Genomic DNA, 21,726 nt, shown 5'->3' with positions numbered 1-21,726 from the left:
TCGTAATTCGATTAGTGGATAGAATTAAAAATTATCCTTATTTCTTGGATCAAATGTATTGCAGATCAATAAGACAAGAAATGATAAAAATCATGGCAGAAATTTTATTAAATTATTATAGTAAAGGATAGAGAAGTTAACCGAACCTGATTTTTGTTTTGCAGAGAATGAACAAATCAGTAAGTATTTCTTAATTAGCTGTTTAAGTAGTTTACCTTTTTTAGAAGAAATATTTCTGCTTAAAAATTAAGAAAACATCTAAATGACAGAAAAAATGACAAAAGTGATTAACTTTGCACCATGCAAATTGAGAAAAAAGATATAAGAGCCCTTTCAAAAGATCAATTACGTGATTTTTTTGTTGCGAATAACGACAAAGCATTTCGTGGAAATCAAGTGTATGAATGGCTATGGAATAAAGGAGCGCATAGTTTTGATGATATGACCAATGTTGCCAAATCAACTAGGTCTATGCTGGAAGAAAATTTTGTAATTAACCATATTAAGGTAGATACCATGCAGCGCAGTAATGACGGAACGGTGAAAAATGCCGTACGTCTGCACGATGGTTTAGTGGTAGAATCGGTTTTAATTCCAACAGAAACCAGAACAACTGCCTGTGTTTCGAGTCAGGTAGGTTGCAGCTTAGATTGTAATTTCTGTGCAACGGCAAGGTTAAAACGTATGCGAAATCTAGAGCCAGGAGAAATCTACGATCAGATTATGGCAATCGATAAAGAAAGCCGTTTGTATTACAATCATCCGCTTTCGAATATTGTATTTATGGGAATGGGAGAACCTTTAATGAATTATAACAATGTCATTAAAGCAATCGATATGATTACTTCTTCTGAAGGTTTAGGAATGTCTCCAAAACGTATTACACTTTCAACATCGGGAATCCCGAAAATGATTAAAAAAATGGCCGATGATGAAGTAAAATTCAAATTGGCGGTTTCTCTGCATTCGGCAATTGATGAAACTCGTGCGAAGATTATGCCTTTCAGCAAAAACTTTCCTTTAAAAGATTTGAGAGAAGCATTAGAATATTGGTACAGAAAAACCAAAAGCAAAATTTCATACGAATATGTAGTTTGGAAAGGAATTAATGACGATAAAGCTTCGGTTGATGCATTGGTGAAATTCTGTAAATATGTGCCATGTAAAGTGAATTTAATTGAATATAACCCAATTGATGAAGGTGAGTTTCAACAAGCTTCAGAAGAATCGATTAATGCTTATATAAAAGCATTGGAAAATATTGGAGTAGTGGTTAAAGTACGCAGAAGTCGAGGAAAAGATATTGATGCGGCCTGCGGACAATTGGCCAACAAAGAAGGATAAAACAAGAACTAGTTCCTTATAGAACATTATTATTGCTTTCAATTTTTTTATCAATATTTTTATCTCTCCGGGATTCCATCATTTATAAAAACTCCGTTAGGAGTTACAAATGGGTTGAAAAAACGATTTTAGGTATAGATGTCCCGTAGCGACTACATTATTAATAACATAAAAAAGCATTAAAAACAAGGATGAAATCTTGTTCTTAATGCTTTTTTTCTGGGCAAAAAGGGATTCTATTTTTTCAAATCTATTTCTTCTGTAACACCATCTTTGGTTACAGCAGCAAGAGTATCGCAATCTCCATTACCGTAGTTAATAGTAGCCGAAGCTCCGTTTTTAGTTATCGATACAACACCTTTCACAGCAAATGATTTTCTGCATGAAGCTTTAAATTCTAAAGGAGTTGTAATTTCTGCCGAAAAGGTATCCCCGTTAGGAAATGTCGTAGTGCCGCTTCCTGTTACCACAAAAACATTATCTTCCCAGTTAAACCAAGTATTGTATCCTGCAGTCATTTCTTTTACCAAAGAACCTTTTCTAGAATACACTTTTCCGTCATCAAAAGTAATGGTCAAATCAATTTCAGCGGTTAGAACTGGGTGAGCTTCTGCTTGTAAATCAGTTGATTTAACAGTTCTCACGATGCTTTTGCTTCCTTGAAGTTTTTTACCATTATGATAAAATCCTTCAAATGTATAACTGATGGTTTGTGTTGAAGCCGAAAAATCATTAGAAAACGAAATAACCATTTTTCCTTTTACAGTATTTCCGTTGTCAAGCGTACAGCCGTCAACGCCAAAATCTACCGTTTTTGTAAAAGTATTATTCGTAAGAACAGTTGTGATAACCGCGCAGCTTGGCAAAAAGTTTTTTACAGGACCGCTCGCTTTACTGTTTATGTTTAATTGTGAATTAAATTGGTCTTCGGCAATATTTGTAACATCATCTATAGAAGCATCAATTTTAGCGTTTGCTACTATTTCATCATTTGTAATTACTTTACTAGATCCGTCATTTGTGCTTTCATCAGAATTACAGCTTGTAAAGAATGATAAAGCGATGCATGTTCCCATTAATAAAAATTTTGTTTTCATAATAAATAGCTTTTTTGGTTTTACTTTTAATTAGTGAATTCAAATTAGTATTAGATTGAGATGTTTTTGGATTGGTTTTTTTAATTAGTATTGAAATTGTTGATATACTAACATAAAATAGACAACGTTTTTTTATTTAAAATAGTATATTTGGAATCGAAATGAATATTACTTCACAAATAAAACAGCCGATCATTACCGAGATGGAACTTTTCGAAAAAAAGTTCCATGAATCGATGACTTCGAAGGTTGCGCTGCTGAACAGAATTACCTATTATATTGTAAACCGAAAAGGAAAACAAATGCGTCCGATGTTTGTGTTTCTTACAGCAAAAATGGTTTCTGGCGGTACTGTAAACGAAAGAACGTATCGTGGTGCTTCGGTTATTGAGTTAATTCATACGGCCACTTTGGTTCACGATGATGTTGTGGACGATAGTAACCGCCGCCGCGGATTTTTCTCAATCAATGCACTTTGGAAAAATAAGATTGCCGTTTTAGTGGGGGATTATTTACTCTCAAAAGGATTGCTTTTGTCAATCGATAATGGCGATTTTGATCTTTTAAGAATCATTTCGGTAGCGGTTCGTGAAATGAGCGAAGGAGAATTACTTCAAATTGAAAAAGCCCGCCGACTTGATATTACCGAAGACGTTTACTACGAAATCATCAGAAAGAAAACAGCAACGCTTATTGCCGCTTGTTGTGCGCTTGGTGCAAAAGCCGTAATTGAAGATGATGCGCAAGTTGAAAACATGCGTAAATTTGGTGAATTGATTGGAATGGCGTTTCAAATCAAAGACGATTTATTCGATTACAGCGAAGAAGCCATTGGCAAACCAACCGGAATCGATATTAAAGAGCAGAAAATGACTTTGCCTTTAATTCACGTTTTAAATACCTGTACTCCGCAGGAAAAAAAGTGGCTGATAAACTCTATCAAAAACCACAACAAAGACAAAAAGCGCGTAAAAGAAGTAATTGCCTTTGTAAAAAATAATAATGGTTTGGCTTACGCCGAAAACAAAATGGTACAGTTTCAGCAGGAAGCACTTTCTCTTTTAGAAAATTACCCAGATTCTGATTTCAAAGCAGCACTTACTTTGATGGTGAATTATGTTATTGAGAGAAAAAAGTAATTTCTTCGATTAAATAATTAGAAAATTTATCCACTAAATAATTTGGTTTACATTGTTGTAAATCAGCTGTTTTTTTGTGCAATTTTGGAATTTGGATTTTTTTTATTGAAATTTTTCACTCTTCATGCAACCATTTCAAATCGACAATCGTCTATGCTAATAGAAGTCTATTTCTAAAACCAAAACCAAAAACAAAAAGCTTATTAATGAAAATTATTTCGTTACATCAAGAAGAAACCAAAATCATAAAGTTGGCTGTCGAAAGCAATCGTCAGGCTCAGCAGCAGATTTACGGTAAATATTCTTCGAAAATGTTAAGCGTGTGCCGGCAATATATAAAGGACATTCAGCTGGCAGAAGATGTAATGATTACCGCTTTCATGAAAGTGTTTACCAATCTAAATAAATTTGAACACAAAGGAAGTTTTGAAGGCTGGATCCGCCGAATAATGGTAAACGAATGTATTTCGTACTTAAGAGTTCAAAAGAAAGTACAATTTGCCGAAGATGAATTTTTTACAGAAGAAAGTTTCAATGAAATCGATAGCCAATTTACGGTAGAACAAATTCAATATTTAATTGATGCTTTACCGGACGGTTACAAAATGGTTTTCAATTTATATGCAATTGAAGGTTACAAACACAATGAAATTGCCAAGATGTTAGGAATTAATGAAGGAACATCTAAATCGCAATTATCGCACGCTAGAAAAATGCTGCAAACACAAATTACTATTTTAAAAAAACAAGATAATGGAACCGAATAATTTTGAAGAGGATTTCCGTGAAAAACTAAATCAACGCAAAATTGAGCCAAGCAGCAAAGCTTGGGATCGATTGGATGCTATGTTGAGTGTAGCCGAAGAAAAGAAACCGGAGAAAAGCACAAAATGGCTGTATATCGCAGCGAGTTTTATTGGATTTTTACTCGTTGGAACTTTCTTTTTCAATCAAAAAGGAAATACAATCGAATCGCCTAAAAATGTTGTAGTAGAAAAAGAAATCAGAAAAGATTCTGTCGAAAAACCGCTTATGAATACCGGTGATTCCATTAAAACAGAAATAGCGATTTCAGAGAATCCTTCAAAAGAAGCCTATCAAGAAGAAAAAAAGCCTAATCAGCAAAAGAATACACTTCTTCAAAATAAATCAAATCAAATCGCGGAGTCTTCAGTCATCATCAAAAACAATCAAGAACAACAATCAACAAACAGCAATCAAACTGTAATTGCCGAAAATCCTAAAAAAGAAAACATAGATCAATTGCTTCAAACTGCCGAAAATAAAGTTATAGCAGAAAATGCAAACAAAACTAAAAAAGCCAAAGTAAAAATAAATGCGGCCGATTTACTGAATCAGGTCGATGGCGAATTAGAACTTTCATTTAGAGAAAAAGTAATTACGAAAGTCAACAAAAATTTTCAGGAAGTAAAAGTGGCTTTGTCTAACAGAAACAAGCAAGAATAGAGCGTTAAGAGCATAGAAGCAAAAAGCAAGAAGGAAGAATATGAATTTTCAGTTCCGAAGGAACAATCTATACTGTAGCGTCGGGTTTTAACCCGCTGGATGAAACAACAATTCATCATTTACAATTCATCATTAAAAAATCATCAATCAAATATTCAATCATTTTAAAACAATCAATCATGAAAAATTTTACCATTTATTTTATACTTTTCTTCTTTTTGGTAGTAAGTAAAGTAATAGGACAAGAGACTTTTGAATCTGAAGCCAAAAGAATTGCCAATAAAATCGAGAAAATCACCAAAGAAGAAAAAGAAGCTTTAAAAGAAGAAATCGAAGCCGTAAACGTTCAGTTGTCAGAAGGTAAAATCACACAAGAACAAGCTGATAAACGTAAAAGAGAACTAGCAGAAGCAAGAGCTGTAATTATTGAGGAAAAAATAACTCTGGCTCAAAATGAACTAAATGACTTGGTTCAGAAAAAAGTTGATGGGAAAATAAAAGAAGATTCTGCAAAAGTCTATATGATTCGATGGAAATCCTTTAAACATAATAAAGATTCTATCCGAGGCGAAAAAAGAACCACTTCGCAGTTCGTATTTGCAATGGGTTTGAATAATACACTTGCTGATGGAAAACTTCAGGATTCAAAATATAGTTTTATAGGTTCGCATTTTTACGAATGGGGTTTTACCTATAATTCAAGATTGATGAAAAACCACAATCTGCTTCATGCCAAATACGGACTCTCGTTGATGTACAATAATATCCGTCCCACTGATAATAAAAGTTTTGTAGTAAACGGAGATCAAACGGATCTCGAAGTTAACCCAATTCACTTGACTGAATCTCGTTTTAGAAATGTCTATTTAGTTGCTCCAGTCCATTTAGAATTCGATTTCTCGAGACCCGTTCAAAACAATGGAAAAACTTATTTTAAAACGCATAATAGTTTCCGTTTTGGAGTAGGGGGATATGCTGGAGTGAATGTGAAATCTAAACAAATCCTCAAATTCGAAGAGGATGATTTAAAGTACAAAACCAGAATAAAAGGGGATTATAATGTAAATAATTTTATATACGGATTGAGTTCTTATATAGGGTACCGAGAATTGAGTTTGTACTTTAAATATGATTTAAATCCGTTGTTTCAGAATAATTTAGTTAAAGAAAATAATATTTCTTTAGGCTTGCGTTTCGATTTAAATTAAAAATAAAGTTGAGTTTAGTTAGTGAAAAAGTGCCTCGAGAGAGGCACTTTTTTTATTTTAATAATAAAAATTCAGCTTGGATTTACGTATTTTTACAGGCTAAAATTTTTAAAAAATAAATTACGTTTTGATTTCACAAAGTACAATAGACGCTGTTTTTGAAACTGCTCGAGTAGAGGAGGTTATTGGCGATTTTGTCAATTTGAAACGTGCCGGAAGTAACTTTAAAGGTCTGAGCCCGTTTTCAGATGAACGTTCGCCTTCGTTTATGGTTTCTCCAGCAAAAGGAATCTGGAAAGATTTCAGCTCCGGAAAAGGAGGGAATTCTGTCGCTTTTTTGATGGAACATTCTCATTTTACCTATCCAGAAGCCATTCGTTATCTGGCTAAAAAATACAATATTGAAATTGAAGAAACTGAGCAGACAGATGCTGAAAAAGCAAATACAGACATTCGCGAAAGTATGTATCTGGTTTCTGAATTTGCAGCCAAGTATTTTCAGGATGTTTTAATCAATTCTGAAGAAGGGAAAGCAATAGGATTATCTTATTTCAAAGAAAGAGGTTTTACTAACGAAACCATCAAAAAATTTAATTTAGGATATTCGCCTGAAACCTGGGATGCTTTAACAAAAGAAGCCCTCGGAAAAGGTTACAAATTAGAATTCTTAGAAAGCACTGGTTTAACAATTCCGAGAGAAGACCGTCCTTTTGACCGATTTAAGGGACGTGTAATGTTTCCCATTCATAGTATGTCGGGACGAGTTTTGGGTTTTGGCGGGCGTATTTTAACGAATGATAAAAAAGCGGCTAAATACCTTAACTCACCAGAAAGTGATATTTACCATAAAAGTAAAGTCCTTTACGGAATTTATCAGGCCAAGCAGTCAATTGCTAAACAGAACAACTGTTATCTTGTTGAGGGTTATACTGATGTGATTCAGTTTAATCAGGCTGGAATTGAGAATGTTGTAGCGTCTTCAGGAACAGCTTTAACACCAGATCAGATTCGTTTGGTAAATCGTCTTACAAGAAATATTACAGTACTTTTTGACGGTGATGCGGCAGGTTTACGAGCTTCTATACGTGGAATCGATTTGATTCTGGAAGAAGGAATGAACGTAAGAGTCTGTGCGTTTCCTGATGGAGAGGATCCTGATAGTTTTGCTAGAAAAAATTCGCATGACGATCTAGTAGCATATCTCGAAAACAATAGTAAAGATTTTATTCAATTTAAAGCTTCGATCTTAATGGGCGAAGCTAAAAATGATCCTATCAAAAAAGCCGATTTAATTCGTGATATGGTCACGAGTATTTCTAAAATTCCAGATCGTATTCAGCGCGAAGTCTATATTCAGGAATGTGCAAGAATCATGGATATTTCTGAGCAGGTATTGGTAAGTACATTGGCACAGCTGGTTCAAAAAGATCTTGCAGAAGCTAATAAAAAGCAAAAACAAGAACAAAAGCCTTTTCAAGTTTTTAGAAATCAAAATCAAAATCAGAACCCTGTTAGTTTTTCAGGAGGAGATCCAGAAGATCCAAGAACTGGACCTCCAGACGATTATTATCCCGGAGATATGGGTTATCCTCAAGAAGCCGCAGAAAAAGTAGATATTTTGTATGGTTTTGAAAGAAAGGTTATAGAGTTGCTTCTTTTGTACGGAAGTGTTACAGAAGATTTTGAAGATGTTTTCCTAAAAGCAGATGAAGAAGGAAATGTAAAAGAAGTTTCTGAAAAAAGAAAGTATAAAGTTTACGAAAAAATATATTTAAGCCTTCAAGAAGATGAAATAGAGTTATCTAACGCATTATTTCAAAATCTTTTTGCCAATATCATTGATTTCTATAATCAAAATGAGACTTTTAGTTTAGATAAATATTTAATGCACCTCCCGCCAGAATTTGCGCAGGAAGTAACTAATATTTTAATGGAAGATGAAAAAGTGACCATTCATAATTGGGAAGGACAGAACATTTTTCCAAAACATAAAAATGTCACAATTGAACAAAATGTTTCGGATACAATCTTTTCGATGCGATGGTTTTTGGTTTCAAAAATTATTCACGACCTAAAGCAATCACTTATAACCGATCCGCAGGATGATAATTCAGAATTATTGATGATGGTGGTTGATTATTCGAAACTGCTCAATAATTTTTCAAAGAAACTAGGACGGGTAGTCGTTCCTTATCACTCATAAGTCAAAAAGCTCTATACTGTAAACAATATAGAGCTTTTTTTTATGGTTAATGTTTTGCCGAAGCAAACCAGGATACCATTACATTAGATGATTTCTAAAGTCTTAGCTTTATTTACTAAATCAACTAAGTTAGTAACGTTTAATTTTGTTAACAATCTTAATTTGTAAGTACTGATCGTTTTTTCGTTCAGGCTTAAGATTTTAGAGATTTCGTTGTTTTTCTTACCATCGCTTAGGTAGCGTAAAACTTCGATTTCACGGTTAGAAAGTTTTCTGTACAAACGCTCACTTTTGCTTTGTTTAGCAATAAGTGCCATGTTTTTACGCACAGTTTCGTTGATGATAATTTTTCCTTCGTGTACTTTAATAATAGAAAGACCTAAAGTTTCAAGTTTTTCTGTTTTGTGTACATAACCGGATACACCAGCTTTAATCGCATTTGGAGCATACATTTGCTCTGCAAGGTCACTGAAAATTACAATTTTTGTTTTTGGGAAATTTTTCAAGATAGATTTAACTTCAAAGATACTTGAAAGACCTTCTAATTCTAGATCTAAAATTAGGATGTCGATCTCCTTCGTTTGAAGAATATCTCTAACCATTGAAAAATTGCCTACGTTGGCAACAACTGAAATTTGATCGTGGTCTTTGAAATAAGACTTAACGCCAAAGTGAGTCACAGGATGATTGTCTGCAAGACATACTTTAATCATAATTTTACCTTTTTAGAATTGTTATCATGTTTTTGGAGCTGTAAAATTAATAAATAAATTCTGTAATTAATTGCAGACAAATGTTAAAATATTTATTTTAACGTTTTTGGGATCTCACAAACAGGTATTGGATCCATTTTATGCTTGTTGCTGGTGTTTAATCTTTTATAGATTTCAAAGACAGATTTTTCTCTCCCAGTGAAGTTATCCGCTGTATTTCCTGACTCTGACGCGATCATCGCCCATTCTAATTCATCGTAACTTGCGCCTAATTGATCTTCATCGGTTCTATTGTCGCCAAAAAGTCCGTCTGTTGGAGCAGCTGTTAAAATTGATTCTGGAACACCTAAATAAGTTCCTAAAGCAAAAACTTCAGATTTCATTAAATCAGCAATCGGACTCAAATCTACACCTCCATCTCCGTATTTTGTATAGAATCCTACACCGAAATCTTCTACCTTATTGCCCGTCCCTGCTACTAATAGCCCGTTTATTCCTGCTAAATAATATAAAGAAGTCATTCTTAAACGTGCTCGAGTATTCGCTAACGATAAATTAACTTTTGTTGAATCTTTTGAAGAGGGTACAGAATACTTAAATGCTTCAAAAGTAGCTGTTAAGTCAGTTTGGACACTTGACACATTTGGGAAACGCTTTTTTAACTGCTCAATATGTTCTTTTCCTCTAGAAACTTGACTTTCAGCTTGATGAATCGGCATTTCAACACATAAAACCTGCAGTCCGGTCTGCGCACAGAGCGTAGAAGTGACAGCAGAATCGACTCCGCCGGAAATTCCAACGACAAATCCTTTCGCTTTTGCAGTTACCGCATAATTTTTTAACCATTCAACAATATGTGTATTTACTTTTTCTGTCTGAATTGTGCTTTTTTTAGCCATAATAGTTCAAGTTTTAAGATGCAGGGATTATATTTGCAGAATTATTTTTAAGTATACGAATACTTAAAATCCTGCAACACAAATCTAATTAAAATAAAATGAAAATGTATCGCTTTGTAGTGGTTCTGTGCTTGTTTTTTTTGTCTTGTGACCAAAAAACAAAGGTTGAAAAAGAAGTCGAGGAAATTCCAGTAGACGTTAAAGTAGAACGCTTTGACAAAGTGTTTTTTGAAACTAAGCCTGAAGATCTAGCTAAAATAAAAAAACAATATCCTTATTTCTTTCCTGGAAATGATGATAATGTATGGCTTCAAAAAATGAAGGAACCCATCTGGAGAGAAGTTTATGATGAGGTTCAAAAAAAATATTCCAATTTTGAGCCAGTGCGAGAAGAGTTTAATTCACTTTTCCAGCATATAAAATATTATTTTCCTAAAACAAAAACTCCTAAAGTAATTACAGTAATAGGAGAAATGGATTATAATGCTAAAGCAATTTATGCAGACAGTCTGGTAGTGGTGGCTTTAGAACTATATTTAGGTAAAGATCATAAGTTTTATGAGTTTCCAAATTATCTAAAACAAAATTTTGAAGAAAAGCAAATCATGCCAGATGTGGTTTCGAGTTTTACTTATAGAAACATTCCTGCGTATCCTGATAAGAATTTGGTTTCGCAAATGATTTTTGAAGGCAAACAATTGTATGCAAAAGATTTATTGCTGCCGAATTATACCGATGCGGAAAAGATGGGGTATACACCCGAACAAATAAAATGGTGTGAAGAAAATGAAAGCTATATGTGGCGTTATTTTCTAGAAAACGAAATGCTGTACAGTTTAGATCCTAAACTTACAACCCGTTTTATTACGCCGGCTCCGTTTTCTAAATTTTATCTCGAAATCGATAACGATTCTCCAGGAAGAGTTGGGGCGTGGATTGGATGGCAGATTGTTCGTTCTTATATGAAGAATAATAACGTATCGTTGTCAGAATTATTAAAAGTGAATGCAAAAGAAATTTTCGAAAAGTCAAAATATAAACCTAAGAAATAATGTCAAATACAATAAAATCAGAAATTAAATTCAATATAGAATTAGACGAGAACCGAGTTCCGGAAAAATTAACTTGGAGTGCACAAGATGGCGGAGTAGTTGCAGAAGAAGCAAAAGCTATTATGTTGTCAATCTGGGATAGCAAAGCGCAGGAAACAATGCGTATTGATCTTTGGACAAAAGATATGCCGGTAGACGAAATGAAGATTTTCTTCCACCAGACTTTAGTAGCGATGGCAGACACCTTTAAACGTGCCACAGACGATGAAAAAATGTCTGACACAATGAAGGATTTTTGTGATTACTTTGCAGAAAAATTGGAACTTACGAAACAATAGTAGAAATTCCAATTAAATAAAAATCCCAAATTCCGAGTTTAAACTTGGAATTTGGGATTTTTATTATGGTGTATTATATAAGTATAATTCTTGGAATTTGAAATTTTAAAAAATTGGAATTTCAAATCAAAACTCACTATTATTTTTAAAAACTTCCTGATTTACTTCATCAATATAAGATAAAACTTCTTCTCGTCCAGTAGCTTCTGTAGAAGAAGTGACAAAGTAATGCGGCATTTCGGCCCAGTTATTAGCATACATTTGTTTGCGGTAAGCGGCAATGTGAGCCTCAACTTTTCCTTTGCTGATTTTATCTGCTTTGGTAAAAATAATGCAAAACGGAATTTCGCTTTCGCCCATATACGACATAAATTCAATGTCAATTTTTTGTGCTTCATGGCGAATATCTATCAAAACAAAAGCACAGACTAATTGCTGTCTGTTTTCGAAATAATCAGTAATAAATTCCTGAAAAACCGATTTCGTTTTCTTGGAAACTTTAGCGTAACCGTAACCTGGTAAATCGACCAAAAACCAATTGTTGTTAATCTTAAAGTGATTTATTAATTGAGTTTTTCCCGGTTTTCCCGAAGTTTTAGCTAAATTTTTATGATTCGTAAGCATGTTGATCAAAGAGGACTTACCAACGTTTGATCGGCCTATGAAAGCGTACTCGGGTAAAAAATCTTTCGGACACTTTGATGCATCAGAATTACTGACAATAAATTCGGCGGTATTAATTTTCATGTTTCTTGGTTTTAAAACCTCCTAAAATCGAAAGTTAAATGCTATAAATTTTTCTCAGTAAGCCATTTTTCAAGAACTTCATTAAATTCCTGAGGATGTTCCATCATGGCAGCATGTCCGCATTTGTCAATCCAATATAAAGTTGAATTAGGCAGTAGCGTATGAAATTCTTCGGCAACATTTGGTGGTGTTACAGAATCATTCTTGCCCCAAATAATGCAGGTTTCAACTGTCATTTTTGGTAAATCTTTGGCCATATTATGACGAATTGCGCTTTTGGCAATCGTTAATGTTTTGATCAATTTGATGCGGTCATTTGCAGTTGCATAGACTTCATCAATAAGCTCAGGAGTTGCAATTTTAGGATCATAAAATACATCTTCAGCTTTCTTTTTGATGTACTCATAATCACCTCTTCTTGGATAACTGTCTCCCATTGCACTTTCGTAAAGACCTGAACTTCCTGTAATTACAAGTCCAGCCACTTTTTCAGGATACAGCTTTGTGTGATACAATGCAATATGTCCTCCTAATGAGTTTCCTAATAAAATAACTTTGTCAAAACCTTTAAAAGTAATAAAGTCTTTGACGTATTTAGCGAAGCTTTTTACGTTCGTTTTTAAAATGCTTTGTGTGTATATTGGCAAGTCCGGGATTACCACTTTGTATCCTTTCGTTGGGAAATATTGCGCTACACCATCAAAGTTACTAAGTCCCCCCATTAATCCATGTAAAATAACAATCGGAGTTCCTTCACCAGCTTCATAATAGCTGTATTTGCCTTCTTTTTTGTAGTTTTTGTCCATCTAGTTTTATGCCAATTTCAATTTCGACAAATATAGGGTTAATTACATAAAAATTAATTTTTGCTGCCATTTTTTAACTACATAATTTAAGTAGAATTTATAAGTGTTTAAAAATCAGGTTTTAGAGTGGGTTTTGTGATATTTTCTTAATGTTAATTTTGTTGCATTATCGTTACTTTTTTAAGAGAATTACTATATATTTTTTTTAATTGTTAAAAGATTTGATTTTTTAGCTGATTAATATCTAAAGTATTGATTATTCAATATTTAAAGGAAGTGGGACAAAAGTGGTTAAACTTATCAACAAAGTGGTATTTAGTGGTAATATGTGGTAATTTTTTTTATATTTTTGCTGTGTAACATGTTAAGTGGTTTTTCTTGAATACAATTGTTGGGACATATGAGTGTAAAGTTGATGCTAAGGGGAGGTTAATGATACCTGCGCCCCTTAAAAAGCAATTGGCTTCCTCACTTCAAGACGGATTTGTTTTGAAGCGTTCGGTTTTTCAACAGTGTTTGGAGTTGTATCCAATGGAAGAATGGAATTTAATGATGGCAAAAATTAATAAGCTGAATCGTTTTGTAAAAAAGAACAATGATTTCATCCGCAGATTTACTGCCGGCGTAAAAGTGGTAGAGATTGATGCATTAGGAAGATTGTTGGTGCCAAAAGATTTAGTGACGTTTTCAGGTATTTCTAAAGATGTTGTATTCTCATCTGCGGTTAATATTGTGGAAATTTGGGATAAAGATTTATATGAAAAATCAATAAGCGGCGAAGATATGGATTTTGCTGATTTAGCCGAGGAAGTAATGGGAAATATTAATGACGACGATAATGGAATATCATAATCCGGTTTTACTTCATCCGACTGTTGATGGTTTAAATATTAAGCCTGACGGCATCTATGTGGATGTGACGTTTGGCGGCGGCGGCCACTCAAAAGAAATTTTGAAACGTTTAGGGCCAAATGGAAAATTATTTGCTTTTGATCAGGATGAAGATGCTCTTGCGAATGCGCTTCCAGATGAAAGATTTACACTGATTAATGAAAACTTCAGATTCATCAAAAGATTTCTTCGTTTTCATGGTGTAAAAGCAGTTGACGGAATTCTGGCTGATTTAGGAGTTTCATCACATCAGTTTGATGTTCCAGAAAGAGGTTTTTCAACCCGATTCGATGCTGAACTGGATATGCGGATGAGTCAAAAAAATGATTTAAATGCGTATCGTGTAGTGAACGAATATGAAGAACAGGATTTGCGTCGTGTTTTTTTTGATTATGGGGAATTGAAAAATGCACCAGCTCTGGCAAGAACAATTGTAGAAGCGAGAAGAGAATATCCAATCAAAACAACTGATGAATTAAAAGAAGTTTTGAAAAGATATCTTCCTGAAAAAGTTCGAAACAAAATATTAGCTCAGATTTATCAAGCTATCCGAATTGAAGTAAATCAGGAAATGGATGTTTTAAAAGAATTTATTGAGCAGTCATTAGAAATTTTAAAACCAGGCGGAAGATTCTCAGTAATCTCATACCATTCTTTAGAAGACAGATTGGTAAAAAGATTTATAAAAAACGGAATGTTTGAAGGAGAACCAGAACGCGATTTTTTTGGAAACTATTCGGTACCGTTTAAAACAATTGGAAAATTGATTGTTCCTGATGATGAAGAAATCAAAATAAACAACAGAGCAAGAAGTGCCAAATTGAGAATTGCAGAAAAGATATAATATATATAGGTAGAAAAAATGAAAGGGGGAGTATTCGCAATATTAAAAGCAAGATTTCTGATTCATGATGATGCAGTGAAAAACTGGCGTTTCATTGTGTTCATAATTCTGCTGGCGATTCTGATGATTGCTAATACACAGCGATACGAGCAAAAAGTTTTTGAGATTGCAAAACTCAATAACGAAGTAAAAGAATTGCGATCAGAATTTGTAGATCGACGTTCAGAATTGATGAAATTAAAAATGGAATCCACGATATCGGATAAAATGAAAGAAAAACAAATCTTTCCATCAACGGTTCCGCCTATTAAAATTGAAGTTAAAAAAGAAGAAGAAAAAAGTTTCTTTAAAAGAATATGGCAGTAGACGATAAACATATATCCTACAGAATTTACCTCGTAGCAGTTTTCATCTTTTTGATGGCAATTGCTATTGTCGTTAAATTAACCAATATTCAATGGGTTGAAGGAGATTATTATAGAAAACTAGCGAAACAGCGTACCGTTAGAAACTTTGTAATTCCGGCTAACAAAGGAAATATTTATTCGGCTGACGGAAGTTTATTGGCAACATCAATCCCGAATTATGAAATTCGTTTTGATGCAAAAGCGCCAAAAAAAGAAACTTTTGAGAAGTATGTAAAACAACTTTCAGATTCTTTAGAAACAGTTTTAGACAGACCATCAGGTTATTACGAAAAAGAATTAAGAAAAGCACGTGAAAATAAAAACCGTTACTACTTAATTGCCCGCAATTTAAGCTATACCGAATATGTAAAAATTAAAGGTTTTCCATTATTCAATTTAGGAGCTTTTAAAGGCGGAATTATCGTAGAGCAGGAAACGGTTCGAAAACACCCAATTGGGAAAATTGCTGAAAGAACAATTGGTTATGACCGAATTGATCCGACAACAGGAATTGAAGTAGGAAAAGGAATCGAATGGGCTTTTAAAAGCTATTTGAATGGAAAAGACGGTAAAATTTTAAAACAAAAAATTGCAAAAGGACAGTGGAAACCCATTCGTGATGTTAACGAAGTAGATCCAATTGATGGTTACGATGTGATTTCGACAATAGATGTTTTTATTCAGGATATTGCACATCACGCTTTATTGAAACAGCTGGAAGATTATGAAGCCGATCATGGTTGTGTGGTGGTTATGGAAACGCAGACAGGACATGTAAAAGCAATTTCAAATTTAGGAAGAGCAGAAGATGGATCGTATTACGAAACCACAAATTACGCAATTGCAGAATCTCAGGAGCCGGGATCGACTTTTAAATTAGTGGATTTAATGGCGATTCTAGAAGATAAAGTAGCCGATACCAGTACGGTTTATGACAGCCACGGTGGTATAGTGAAATATTATGGAAGATCGGTACGTGATTCGCATAATGGCGGTTACGGAAAAGTTTCATTAGCCCGCGGATTCGAACTTTCGTCAAATACTGTAATGGTTCAGGCGGTTTATAATAATTACAAAAACAATCCTTCAAAGTTTGTAAATCACATTAAAAGCTATGGATTGAATAAAACATTAGGACTGCATTTTAAAGGAGAAGGAAGACCGTATATTCCAGAACCTGGAGACAAACATTGGTCAGGAACTACACTTCCGTGGATGGCTTTTGGATACAATGTTTCGGTTACGCCTATGCAGACCCTTGCTTTTTATAATTCAGTTGCCAATAATGGTGTAATGGTAAAACCGCAGTTTGTATCTGAAATTAAAGAATGGAACAAAACCATTAAAAAGTTTGATGTTGAAGTCATCAATCCAAAGATTTGTTCTCCTGAGACGCTGAAGAAAATAAAAGCAGTTTTGCAAAATGTAGTTAAAAAAGGAACAGGTTCTAAATTGTATTCGAAAGATTTTTCGATGGCAGGAAAAACAGGAACAGCTCAGGTAAATTATGGTGGTAAAGAAGGAAAATCAGCATTGTATTATGCTTCTTCTTTTGTGGGCTACTTTCCAGCAGATCATCCAAAATATTCTTGTATTGTAGTAGTTCACAAACCCAATACAGCTAAGAATAATTATTACGGAGCAGACGTTGCAGGACCAGTTTTTAAAAGAATTGCTCAAAAGATTTTTACAGATGCACCTTCAACTAATAAAATTAAACAACTCGATTCTAAAATAGCAAAACAAGAAACAAGCTATGATAAATACGATTTAGAATCGAGAAAAAAAACAAATCAAATTCCTGATTTAAAAGGAATGCCTGGAATGGATGCTATTGCTTTATTAGAAAATTTAGGTTTGAAAGTAAAGGTAAATGGGGTAGGAAAAGTAAAGAATCAATCGATTCAGGCTGGGCAGAGTATAAATAAGAACACAACTATAGTATTAGAATTATCGTGAAAATACTAAAAGACATATTATATAAGGTAGCAATTGAATCTGTAACAGGTTCAACAGAAATTGCCATTCAGAAAATTGAATTTGATTCACGTAAAGTACAATCAGATGATGTTTTCGTGGCCATTCGCGGTTCACTTTCTGATGGGCATGATTATATCGAAAAAGCAATTCAGTTAGGAGCTACAGCGATTATATGCGATACGCTTCCTCAAAATGTAGAAAAAGGAATCACCTACATTCAGGTAAAAGATACAAATACAGCATTGGCTTTTATGGCTGCTAATTATTTTGGAGATCCTTCTTCAAAATTAAAATTAACAGGTGTAACCGGAACTAACGGAAAAACAACCATTGCATCATTATTATATCAGTTATTCAAAAAAGCAGGATTTAAAGTAGGTTTATTATCAACCGTAAAAATCATGGTTGATGAAACGGAATATCCGGCAACACATACAACGCCAGATTCAATTACGATTAATCATTATTTAAATGAAATGATTGAAGCAGGTGTAGCCTATTGTTTTATGGAAGTAAGTTCTCATGGAATCCACCAAAAACGTACAGAAGCGTTACATTTTGCTGGTGGAATTTTCACGAATCTTTCTCACGATCATTTGGATTATCACGCTACGTTTGCGGAATACAGAGATGTTAAAAAGTCATTTTTTGATTCTCTGCCAAAAACAGCTTTTGCATTATCGAATATCGATGATAAAAACGGAACCGTCATGCTCCAAAATACCGTAGCAAGAAAGTTGACGTATGCGCTTAAATCTTATGCTGATTTTAAAGCTACAATTTTAGAAAGCCAATTGTCAGGTTTACTATTAAAGGTAAATGATAACGAAGTTTGGGTAAAACTAATTGGAACTTTCAATGCTTACAACGTTCTGGCAATTTACGGAACCGCTGTAGAATTAGGAATAGATAATCTTGAAGCATTGCGTTTGCTATCTGATTTAGAAAGCGTTTCAGGACGTTTTCAATATATTGTTACTGATTCGAAAGTAACGGCAATTGTAGATTACGCACACACTCCAGATGCTCTAGAGAATGTTTTAAAAACAGTTGATGACATCCGTACCAAAAACGAACAATTGATTACAGTTGTGGGTTGTGGGGGAAACCGAGATAAAACGAAAAGGCCAATTATGGCAAAAATTGCAACAGATCTAAGTGACAAAGCAATTTTAACATCAGATAATCCAAGAAACGAAGATCCTGAAGTAATTCTAGATGAAATGGAACAAGGTGTTGAAGCTCATAATTATAAAAAGGTTTTGAGAATTACTGATAGAAAACAGGCTATTAAAACTGCTTGTCAGCTGGCTCAGCCCAATGATATTATTTTAATTGCCGGAAAAGGGCACGAAACTTATCAGGAAATAAATGGAGTAAAACACCATTTTGATGATATGGAAACCGTAAAAGAAATTTTAGAACAGTTAAATAAATAACAAAATAAAAATTCGAAATTCTAAAACCCAATGTAATGTTGGAATTTGAGATTTAAAAATTGGAATTTAATTCGAAATTGGAATTTAAAAAATAGAAAAATATGCTATACTACTTATTTGAATATTTTGACAAAACATTAGATATACCTGGAACAGGAGTTTTCCAGTATATTACTTTTAGATCAGCTTTAGCATTTTTGCTTTCATTGCTTTTGTCAACTATTTACGGTAAAAGAGTGATCAACTTTTTGCGTCGTCAGCAGGTAGGAGAAACAGTTCGTGAGCTGGGTCTGGCAGGTCAAAATGAAAAAGCAGGTACGCCTACAATGGGAGGACTGATTATCATTTTTGCCACTTTGGTTCCAGTATTGTTGTTCGCTCGTTTGCATAATATCTATATCGTTCTGCTTATTGTAACCACTTTATGGATGGGAACAATTGGTTTTGTAGACGATTACATCAAAATATTCAAAAAAGACAAACAAGGACTTAAAGGAATTTTTAAAGTTATTGGTCAAGTAGGTCTTGGAATCATAGTAGGAGCAGTTCTTTATTTTAATCCAGCTGTTACTGTAAGAACAGATACAGGACGTACAGATGTTTTTAGAACAGCAGCAAACACAACAGTTGTGTTGCCTGCACCAGTTGAAGAAAAATCTACAGCAACGACAATTCCATTCGTGAAAAACAACGAATTTGATTACGCTGAGATATTATCTTTTATGGGAGACGGATATGAAAAATGGGCGTGGTTAGTGTTTATTCCAGTAGTAATTTTTATCATCACAGCGGTATCAAACGGAGCCAATTTAACGGATGGAATCGACGGACTCGCCGCAGGAACATCCGCAGTATCCGTCCTCGCACTCGGAATCTTTACGTTTGTTTCAGGAAATATCATTTTCTCAAACTATCTAAATATAATGTATATACCCAATTCGGGAGAGATGACCGTCTTTATTTCGGCATTTGTGGGAGCTTTGATAGGTTTTCTTTGGTACAACTCATTTCCGGCTTCGGTCTTTATGGGAGATACAGGAAGTTTAACCATTGGAGGAATCATTGCAGTTTTGGCAATTGCAGTTCGCAAAGAAATATTGATCGTTTTGTTCTGTGGAATTTTCCTTGCGGAAAGTGCTTCAGTAATAATTCAGGTAACCTATTTCAAGTATACCAAAAAACGATTTGGTGAAGGTCGAAGAATTTTCCTGATGTCGCCTCTTCATCATCATTATCAGAAAAAGGGATATCACGAAAGTAAAATCGTAACCCGTTTCTGGATTGTTGCCGTAATGTTAGCCATATTGTCAATTGTTACGTTAAAATTGAGATAACTCAATTAAAAATTCAGAATTAAAAATTAAAGATTACACGTTCTTATAAAAATGAAAGAAAATATTATTCAGGATAAATCATTCGATTTTGCGGTCAGGATTGTCAATTTATACAAATACTTGACTGATGTAAAAAAGGAATTTGTTCTGAGTAAACAAGTCTTAAGATCAGGAACTTCAATAGGCGCTAATATTGAAGAATCGATTGGAGGACGTTCTGATAAAGAGTTTTTGTTCAAACTTGAGATTTCATATAAAGAAGCGAGAGAAACAATTTATTGGTTAAAGTTGCTAAAGGCAACAGATTATATTTCTACAAATGAATTCGGCAGCATCTTTATTGAGGCAGATGAAATTTGCAGAATATTAGCAAAAATTATATTAACCTTAAAAGGAAAATAGGAATTCAATTAAAAGATCAGAAATGGTTTTTAATTTTTAATTCTGAATTTTTAATTATATAGAGTATGAGGCTAGTAGTTTTAGGAGGAGGCGAAAGCGGAGTTGGAACCGCAATCCTCGGTAAGAAACAAGGATATGACGTTTTTGTATCTGATTTCGGAAAAATAAAAGAAAGCTATAAAGAAGTTCTTATCATTAATAAAATTGCTTGGGAAGAAGAACAGCACACAGAAGATTTAATTCTAAATGCTGATGTGGTGATGAAAAGCCCCGGAATTCCAGAAAAGTCTCCGATAGTAAAAAAGCTTATCACTGCTGGAGTAAAAGTAATTTCAGAAATAGAATTTGCGATACCCTTTACAGATGCTATGACAATTGGAATTACTGGAAGTAACGGAAAAACGACCACCACTATGCTGACGCATCACTTGCTTAAATATGCAGGATTAAATGTGGGATTAGGAGGTAATATAGGAAAGAGCTTCGCCTGGCAGGTAGCCGAAAATAAATACGATGCATACGTTCTTGAATTAAGCAGTTTTCAGTTAGATGGAATTATAAATTACAGACCCGATATTGCTATAATAACCAATATTAGTCCAGACCATTTAGATCGATATGAATATAAATATGAAAATTATATCAATTCGAAATTCCGAATAACAATGAATCAGACCGAAAGTGATTATCTCATTTACGATGCAGACGATGAGGCAAGCACAGAATGGTTAAAGAACAACAAAACAAAAGCAAAATTAATTCCTTTTTCATTGACCAAAACATTCGATGAAGGGGCTTCTATAAATAACAACAAAATGGAAATTAAAATCAACCAAGAAGAGTTTACAATGGATACAGAACACATTGCGTTAGAAGGAAAACATAATATGAAAAACGCAATGGCAGCAAGCTCTGTAGCAAAATTGATGCAGATTAGAAATGCAACAATTCGTGAAAGTCTATCTAATTTCCAAGGTGTAGAACACCGTTTAGAAAAAGTATTGAAAATACAAAACGTTCAATACATCAATGATTCAAAAGCAACAAATGTAAATGCTACTTTCTTTGCTTTAGACAGCATGAATGTTCCAACTGTTTGGATTGTTGGAGGTGTCGATAAAGGAAATGATTACAACGAATTAATGTCATTGGTTCGCGAAAAAGTAAAAGCAATTATCTGTTTAGGAATTGATAACCGTAAAATAATCGATGCTTTTGGAGATGTTGTTGATATTATGGTAGAAGTAAACAATATGAGCGATGCAGTAAAAACAGCTCAAAGATTAACAGAAAAAGGTGACGCGGTTTTATTATCTCCAGCCTGCGCAAGTTTCGATTTATTCGAAAACTACGAAGACAGAGGGAAGCAATTTAAGCAAGCGGTACACAATTTATAATTTTAGATTTTAGAGTTCA

At 33.9% G+C, this 21,726-nt stretch carries 21 protein-coding genes; 16 read left to right on the top strand and 5 right to left on the bottom strand.

Annotated elements, in window-relative coordinates; all coding sequences use genetic code 11:
- Positions 1-300 precede the first annotated feature (300 nt).
- Positions 301-1,344, top strand: a complete 1,044-nt coding sequence (rlmN, locus tag P2W75_RS01025) for a 23S rRNA (adenine(2503)-C(2))-methyltransferase RlmN (protein ID WP_276378579.1) — start codon at positions 301-303, stop codon at positions 1,342-1,344.
- A gap of 236 nt (positions 1,345-1,580) precedes the next feature.
- On the opposite strand, the gene P2W75_RS01020 is transcribed toward rlmN, so the two are convergent.
- A complete protein-coding gene (locus tag P2W75_RS01020) occupies positions 1,581-2,441 on the bottom strand; it encodes a hypothetical protein (protein ID WP_276378578.1) in 861 nt (286 codons plus the stop codon).
- Positions 2,442-2,602: 161 nt separating this feature from the next.
- On the opposite strand from P2W75_RS01020, the gene P2W75_RS01015 reads away from it, so the two are divergent.
- The 5 genes from P2W75_RS01015 to dnaG all read left to right on the top strand — a co-directional run bounded on the left by P2W75_RS01015 (position 2,603) and on the right by dnaG (position 8,458).
- Positions 2,603-3,580, top strand: coding sequence for a polyprenyl synthetase family protein (locus P2W75_RS01015; RefSeq protein ID WP_276378577.1), 978 nt, complete (start codon positions 2,603-2,605; stop codon positions 3,578-3,580).
- A gap of 206 nt (positions 3,581-3,786) precedes the next feature.
- On the top strand, positions 3,787-4,347 hold the full coding sequence (locus P2W75_RS01010; RefSeq protein WP_276378576.1) for an RNA polymerase sigma factor: 561 nt from the start codon (positions 3,787-3,789) through the stop codon (positions 4,345-4,347).
- The gene (locus P2W75_RS01005) at positions 4,334-5,047 is read left to right on the top strand and encodes a hypothetical protein (RefSeq protein ID WP_276378575.1); all 714 of its coding nucleotides are present in this window, start codon (positions 4,334-4,336) and stop codon (positions 5,045-5,047) included. The genes P2W75_RS01010 and P2W75_RS01005 overlap by 14 nt, the downstream gene beginning before the upstream one ends.
- Positions 5,048-5,226: 179 nt before the next feature.
- Positions 5,227-6,255 carry a hypothetical protein gene (locus tag P2W75_RS01000; RefSeq protein ID WP_276378574.1) on the top strand — a complete coding sequence of 343 codons (1,029 nt, stop codon included), beginning with the start codon at positions 5,227-5,229 and terminating at the stop codon, positions 6,253-6,255.
- 127 nt (positions 6,256-6,382) lie between these two features.
- Positions 6,383-8,458 carry a DNA primase gene (gene dnaG, locus P2W75_RS00995; protein WP_207297636.1) on the top strand — a complete coding sequence of 692 codons (2,076 nt, stop codon included), beginning with the start codon at positions 6,383-6,385 and terminating at the stop codon, positions 8,456-8,458.
- 83 nt (positions 8,459-8,541) lie between these two features.
- Here dnaG and P2W75_RS00990 read toward each other — a convergent pair whose 3' ends face one another.
- Together P2W75_RS00990 and nadE are read right to left on the bottom strand one after the other, a co-directional pair.
- Positions 8,542-9,171, bottom strand: a complete 630-nt coding sequence (locus P2W75_RS00990) for a response regulator transcription factor (RefSeq protein ID WP_207297635.1) — start codon at positions 9,169-9,171, stop codon at positions 8,542-8,544.
- A gap of 92 nt (positions 9,172-9,263) precedes the next feature.
- Entirely contained in the window at positions 9,264-10,070 is an 807-nt protein-coding gene (nadE, locus tag P2W75_RS00985; RefSeq protein ID WP_276378573.1) for an NAD(+) synthase, read from the bottom strand.
- Between the two features lie 98 nt (positions 10,071-10,168).
- Between nadE and gldB the strand changes: the two genes are divergently transcribed.
- Positions 10,169-11,122, top strand: coding sequence for a gliding motility lipoprotein GldB (gene gldB, locus P2W75_RS00980; protein ID WP_207297633.1), 954 nt, complete (start codon positions 10,169-10,171; stop codon positions 11,120-11,122).
- Positions 11,122-11,460, top strand: a complete 339-nt coding sequence (gene gldC / locus P2W75_RS00975) for a gliding motility protein GldC (protein ID WP_207297632.1) — start codon at positions 11,122-11,124, stop codon at positions 11,458-11,460. Before gldB ends, gldC begins: the two co-directional genes overlap by 1 nt.
- A gap of 126 nt (positions 11,461-11,586) precedes the next feature.
- Here the strand turns inward: gldC and yihA are convergent, their stop codons facing one another.
- Together yihA and P2W75_RS00965 are read right to left on the bottom strand one after the other, a co-directional pair.
- Positions 11,587-12,207 (bottom strand): ribosome biogenesis GTP-binding protein YihA/YsxC, encoded by a 621-nt coding sequence (yihA, locus tag P2W75_RS00970; protein ID WP_207297631.1) that lies wholly within the window; start codon positions 12,205-12,207, stop codon positions 11,587-11,589.
- A 41-nt stretch (positions 12,208-12,248) separates the two neighbouring features.
- The gene (locus P2W75_RS00965) at positions 12,249-13,013 is read right to left on the bottom strand and encodes an alpha/beta fold hydrolase (protein ID WP_207297630.1); all 765 of its coding nucleotides are present in this window, start codon (positions 13,011-13,013) and stop codon (positions 12,249-12,251) included.
- A 378-nt stretch (positions 13,014-13,391) separates the two neighbouring features.
- Between P2W75_RS00965 and P2W75_RS00960 the strand changes: the two genes are divergently transcribed.
- The 8 genes from P2W75_RS00960 (at position 13,392) to murD (ending at position 21,707) form a co-directional block, all read left to right on the top strand.
- Positions 13,392-13,865: a division/cell wall cluster transcriptional repressor MraZ gene (locus P2W75_RS00960; RefSeq protein WP_207297629.1), complete on the top strand. Its 474-nt coding sequence runs from the start codon at positions 13,392-13,394 to the stop codon at positions 13,863-13,865.
- Positions 13,840-14,748, top strand: a complete 909-nt coding sequence (gene rsmH / locus P2W75_RS00955; RefSeq protein WP_276378572.1) for a 16S rRNA (cytosine(1402)-N(4))-methyltransferase RsmH — start codon at positions 13,840-13,842, stop codon at positions 14,746-14,748. Before P2W75_RS00960 ends, rsmH begins: the two co-directional genes overlap by 26 nt.
- Before the next feature lie 18 nt (positions 14,749-14,766).
- Complete coding sequence (locus P2W75_RS00950) at positions 14,767-15,114, top strand: FtsL-like putative cell division protein (protein ID WP_207297627.1); 348 nt, start codon at positions 14,767-14,769, stop codon at positions 15,112-15,114.
- Positions 15,105-17,114 (top strand): penicillin-binding protein, encoded by a 2,010-nt coding sequence (locus tag P2W75_RS00945; protein ID WP_207297626.1) that lies wholly within the window; start codon positions 15,105-15,107, stop codon positions 17,112-17,114. The genes P2W75_RS00950 and P2W75_RS00945 overlap by 10 nt, the downstream gene beginning before the upstream one ends.
- Positions 17,111-18,574, top strand: coding sequence for a UDP-N-acetylmuramoyl-L-alanyl-D-glutamate--2,6-diaminopimelate ligase (locus tag P2W75_RS00940; RefSeq protein ID WP_276378571.1), 1,464 nt, complete (start codon positions 17,111-17,113; stop codon positions 18,572-18,574). Before P2W75_RS00945 ends, P2W75_RS00940 begins: the two co-directional genes overlap by 4 nt.
- 101 nt (positions 18,575-18,675) lie before the next feature.
- The gene (gene mraY / locus P2W75_RS00935; protein ID WP_276378570.1) at positions 18,676-19,908 is read left to right on the top strand and encodes a phospho-N-acetylmuramoyl-pentapeptide-transferase; all 1,233 of its coding nucleotides are present in this window, start codon (positions 18,676-18,678) and stop codon (positions 19,906-19,908) included.
- Positions 19,909-19,959: 51 nt separating this feature from the next.
- Positions 19,960-20,310, top strand: coding sequence for a four helix bundle protein (locus P2W75_RS00930; protein WP_207297623.1), 351 nt, complete (start codon positions 19,960-19,962; stop codon positions 20,308-20,310).
- Positions 20,311-20,375: 65 nt separating this feature from the next.
- Positions 20,376-21,707, top strand: a complete 1,332-nt coding sequence (gene murD / locus P2W75_RS00925; RefSeq protein WP_276378569.1) for a UDP-N-acetylmuramoyl-L-alanine--D-glutamate ligase — start codon at positions 20,376-20,378, stop codon at positions 21,705-21,707.
- The last annotated feature ends 19 nt before the right edge of the window (positions 21,708-21,726 follow it).

The sequence above is a fragment of the Flavobacterium sp. H4147 genome, assembly GCF_029360735.1.
GTDB lineage: Bacteria > Bacteroidota > Bacteroidia > Flavobacteriales > Flavobacteriaceae > Flavobacterium > Flavobacterium endoglycinae.
Note: the sequence above shows the minus strand (reverse complement) of the source record. Positions and strands in the feature narration are given on the sequence as shown.

Coding starts and splice junctions, on each gene's coding strand:
- rlmN (WP_276378579.1), top strand. CDS start 301: ATGCAAATTGAGAAAAAAGATATAAGAGCCCTTTCAAAAGATCAATTA.
- P2W75_RS01020 (WP_276378578.1), bottom strand. CDS start 2,441: ATGAAAACAAAATTTTTATTAATGGGAACATGCATCGCTTTATCATTC.
- P2W75_RS01015 (WP_276378577.1), top strand. CDS start 2,603: ATGAATATTACTTCACAAATAAAACAGCCGATCATTACCGAGATGGAA.
- P2W75_RS01010 (WP_276378576.1), top strand. CDS start 3,787: ATGAAAATTATTTCGTTACATCAAGAAGAAACCAAAATCATAAAGTTG.
- P2W75_RS01005 (WP_276378575.1), top strand. CDS start 4,334: ATGGAACCGAATAATTTTGAAGAGGATTTCCGTGAAAAACTAAATCAA.
- P2W75_RS01000 (WP_276378574.1), top strand. CDS start 5,227: ATGAAAAATTTTACCATTTATTTTATACTTTTCTTCTTTTTGGTAGTA.
- P2W75_RS00990 (WP_207297635.1), bottom strand. CDS start 9,171: ATGATTAAAGTATGTCTTGCAGACAATCATCCTGTGACTCACTTTGGC.
- nadE (WP_276378573.1), bottom strand. CDS start 10,070: ATGGCTAAAAAAAGCACAATTCAGACAGAAAAAGTAAATACACATATT.
- gldB (WP_207297633.1), top strand. CDS start 10,169: ATGAAAATGTATCGCTTTGTAGTGGTTCTGTGCTTGTTTTTTTTGTCT.
- gldC (WP_207297632.1), top strand. CDS start 11,122: ATGTCAAATACAATAAAATCAGAAATTAAATTCAATATAGAATTAGAC.
- yihA (WP_207297631.1), bottom strand. CDS start 12,207: ATGAAAATTAATACCGCCGAATTTATTGTCAGTAATTCTGATGCATCA.
- P2W75_RS00965 (WP_207297630.1), bottom strand. CDS start 13,013: ATGGACAAAAACTACAAAAAAGAAGGCAAATACAGCTATTATGAAGCT.
- rsmH (WP_276378572.1), top strand. CDS start 13,840: ATGACGACGATAATGGAATATCATAATCCGGTTTTACTTCATCCGACT.
- P2W75_RS00950 (WP_207297627.1), top strand. CDS start 14,767: ATGAAAGGGGGAGTATTCGCAATATTAAAAGCAAGATTTCTGATTCAT.
- P2W75_RS00945 (WP_207297626.1), top strand. CDS start 15,105: ATGGCAGTAGACGATAAACATATATCCTACAGAATTTACCTCGTAGCA.
- mraY (WP_276378570.1), top strand. CDS start 18,676: ATGCTATACTACTTATTTGAATATTTTGACAAAACATTAGATATACCT.
- P2W75_RS00930 (WP_207297623.1), top strand. CDS start 19,960: ATGAAAGAAAATATTATTCAGGATAAATCATTCGATTTTGCGGTCAGG.
- murD (WP_276378569.1), top strand. CDS start 20,376: ATGAGGCTAGTAGTTTTAGGAGGAGGCGAAAGCGGAGTTGGAACCGCA.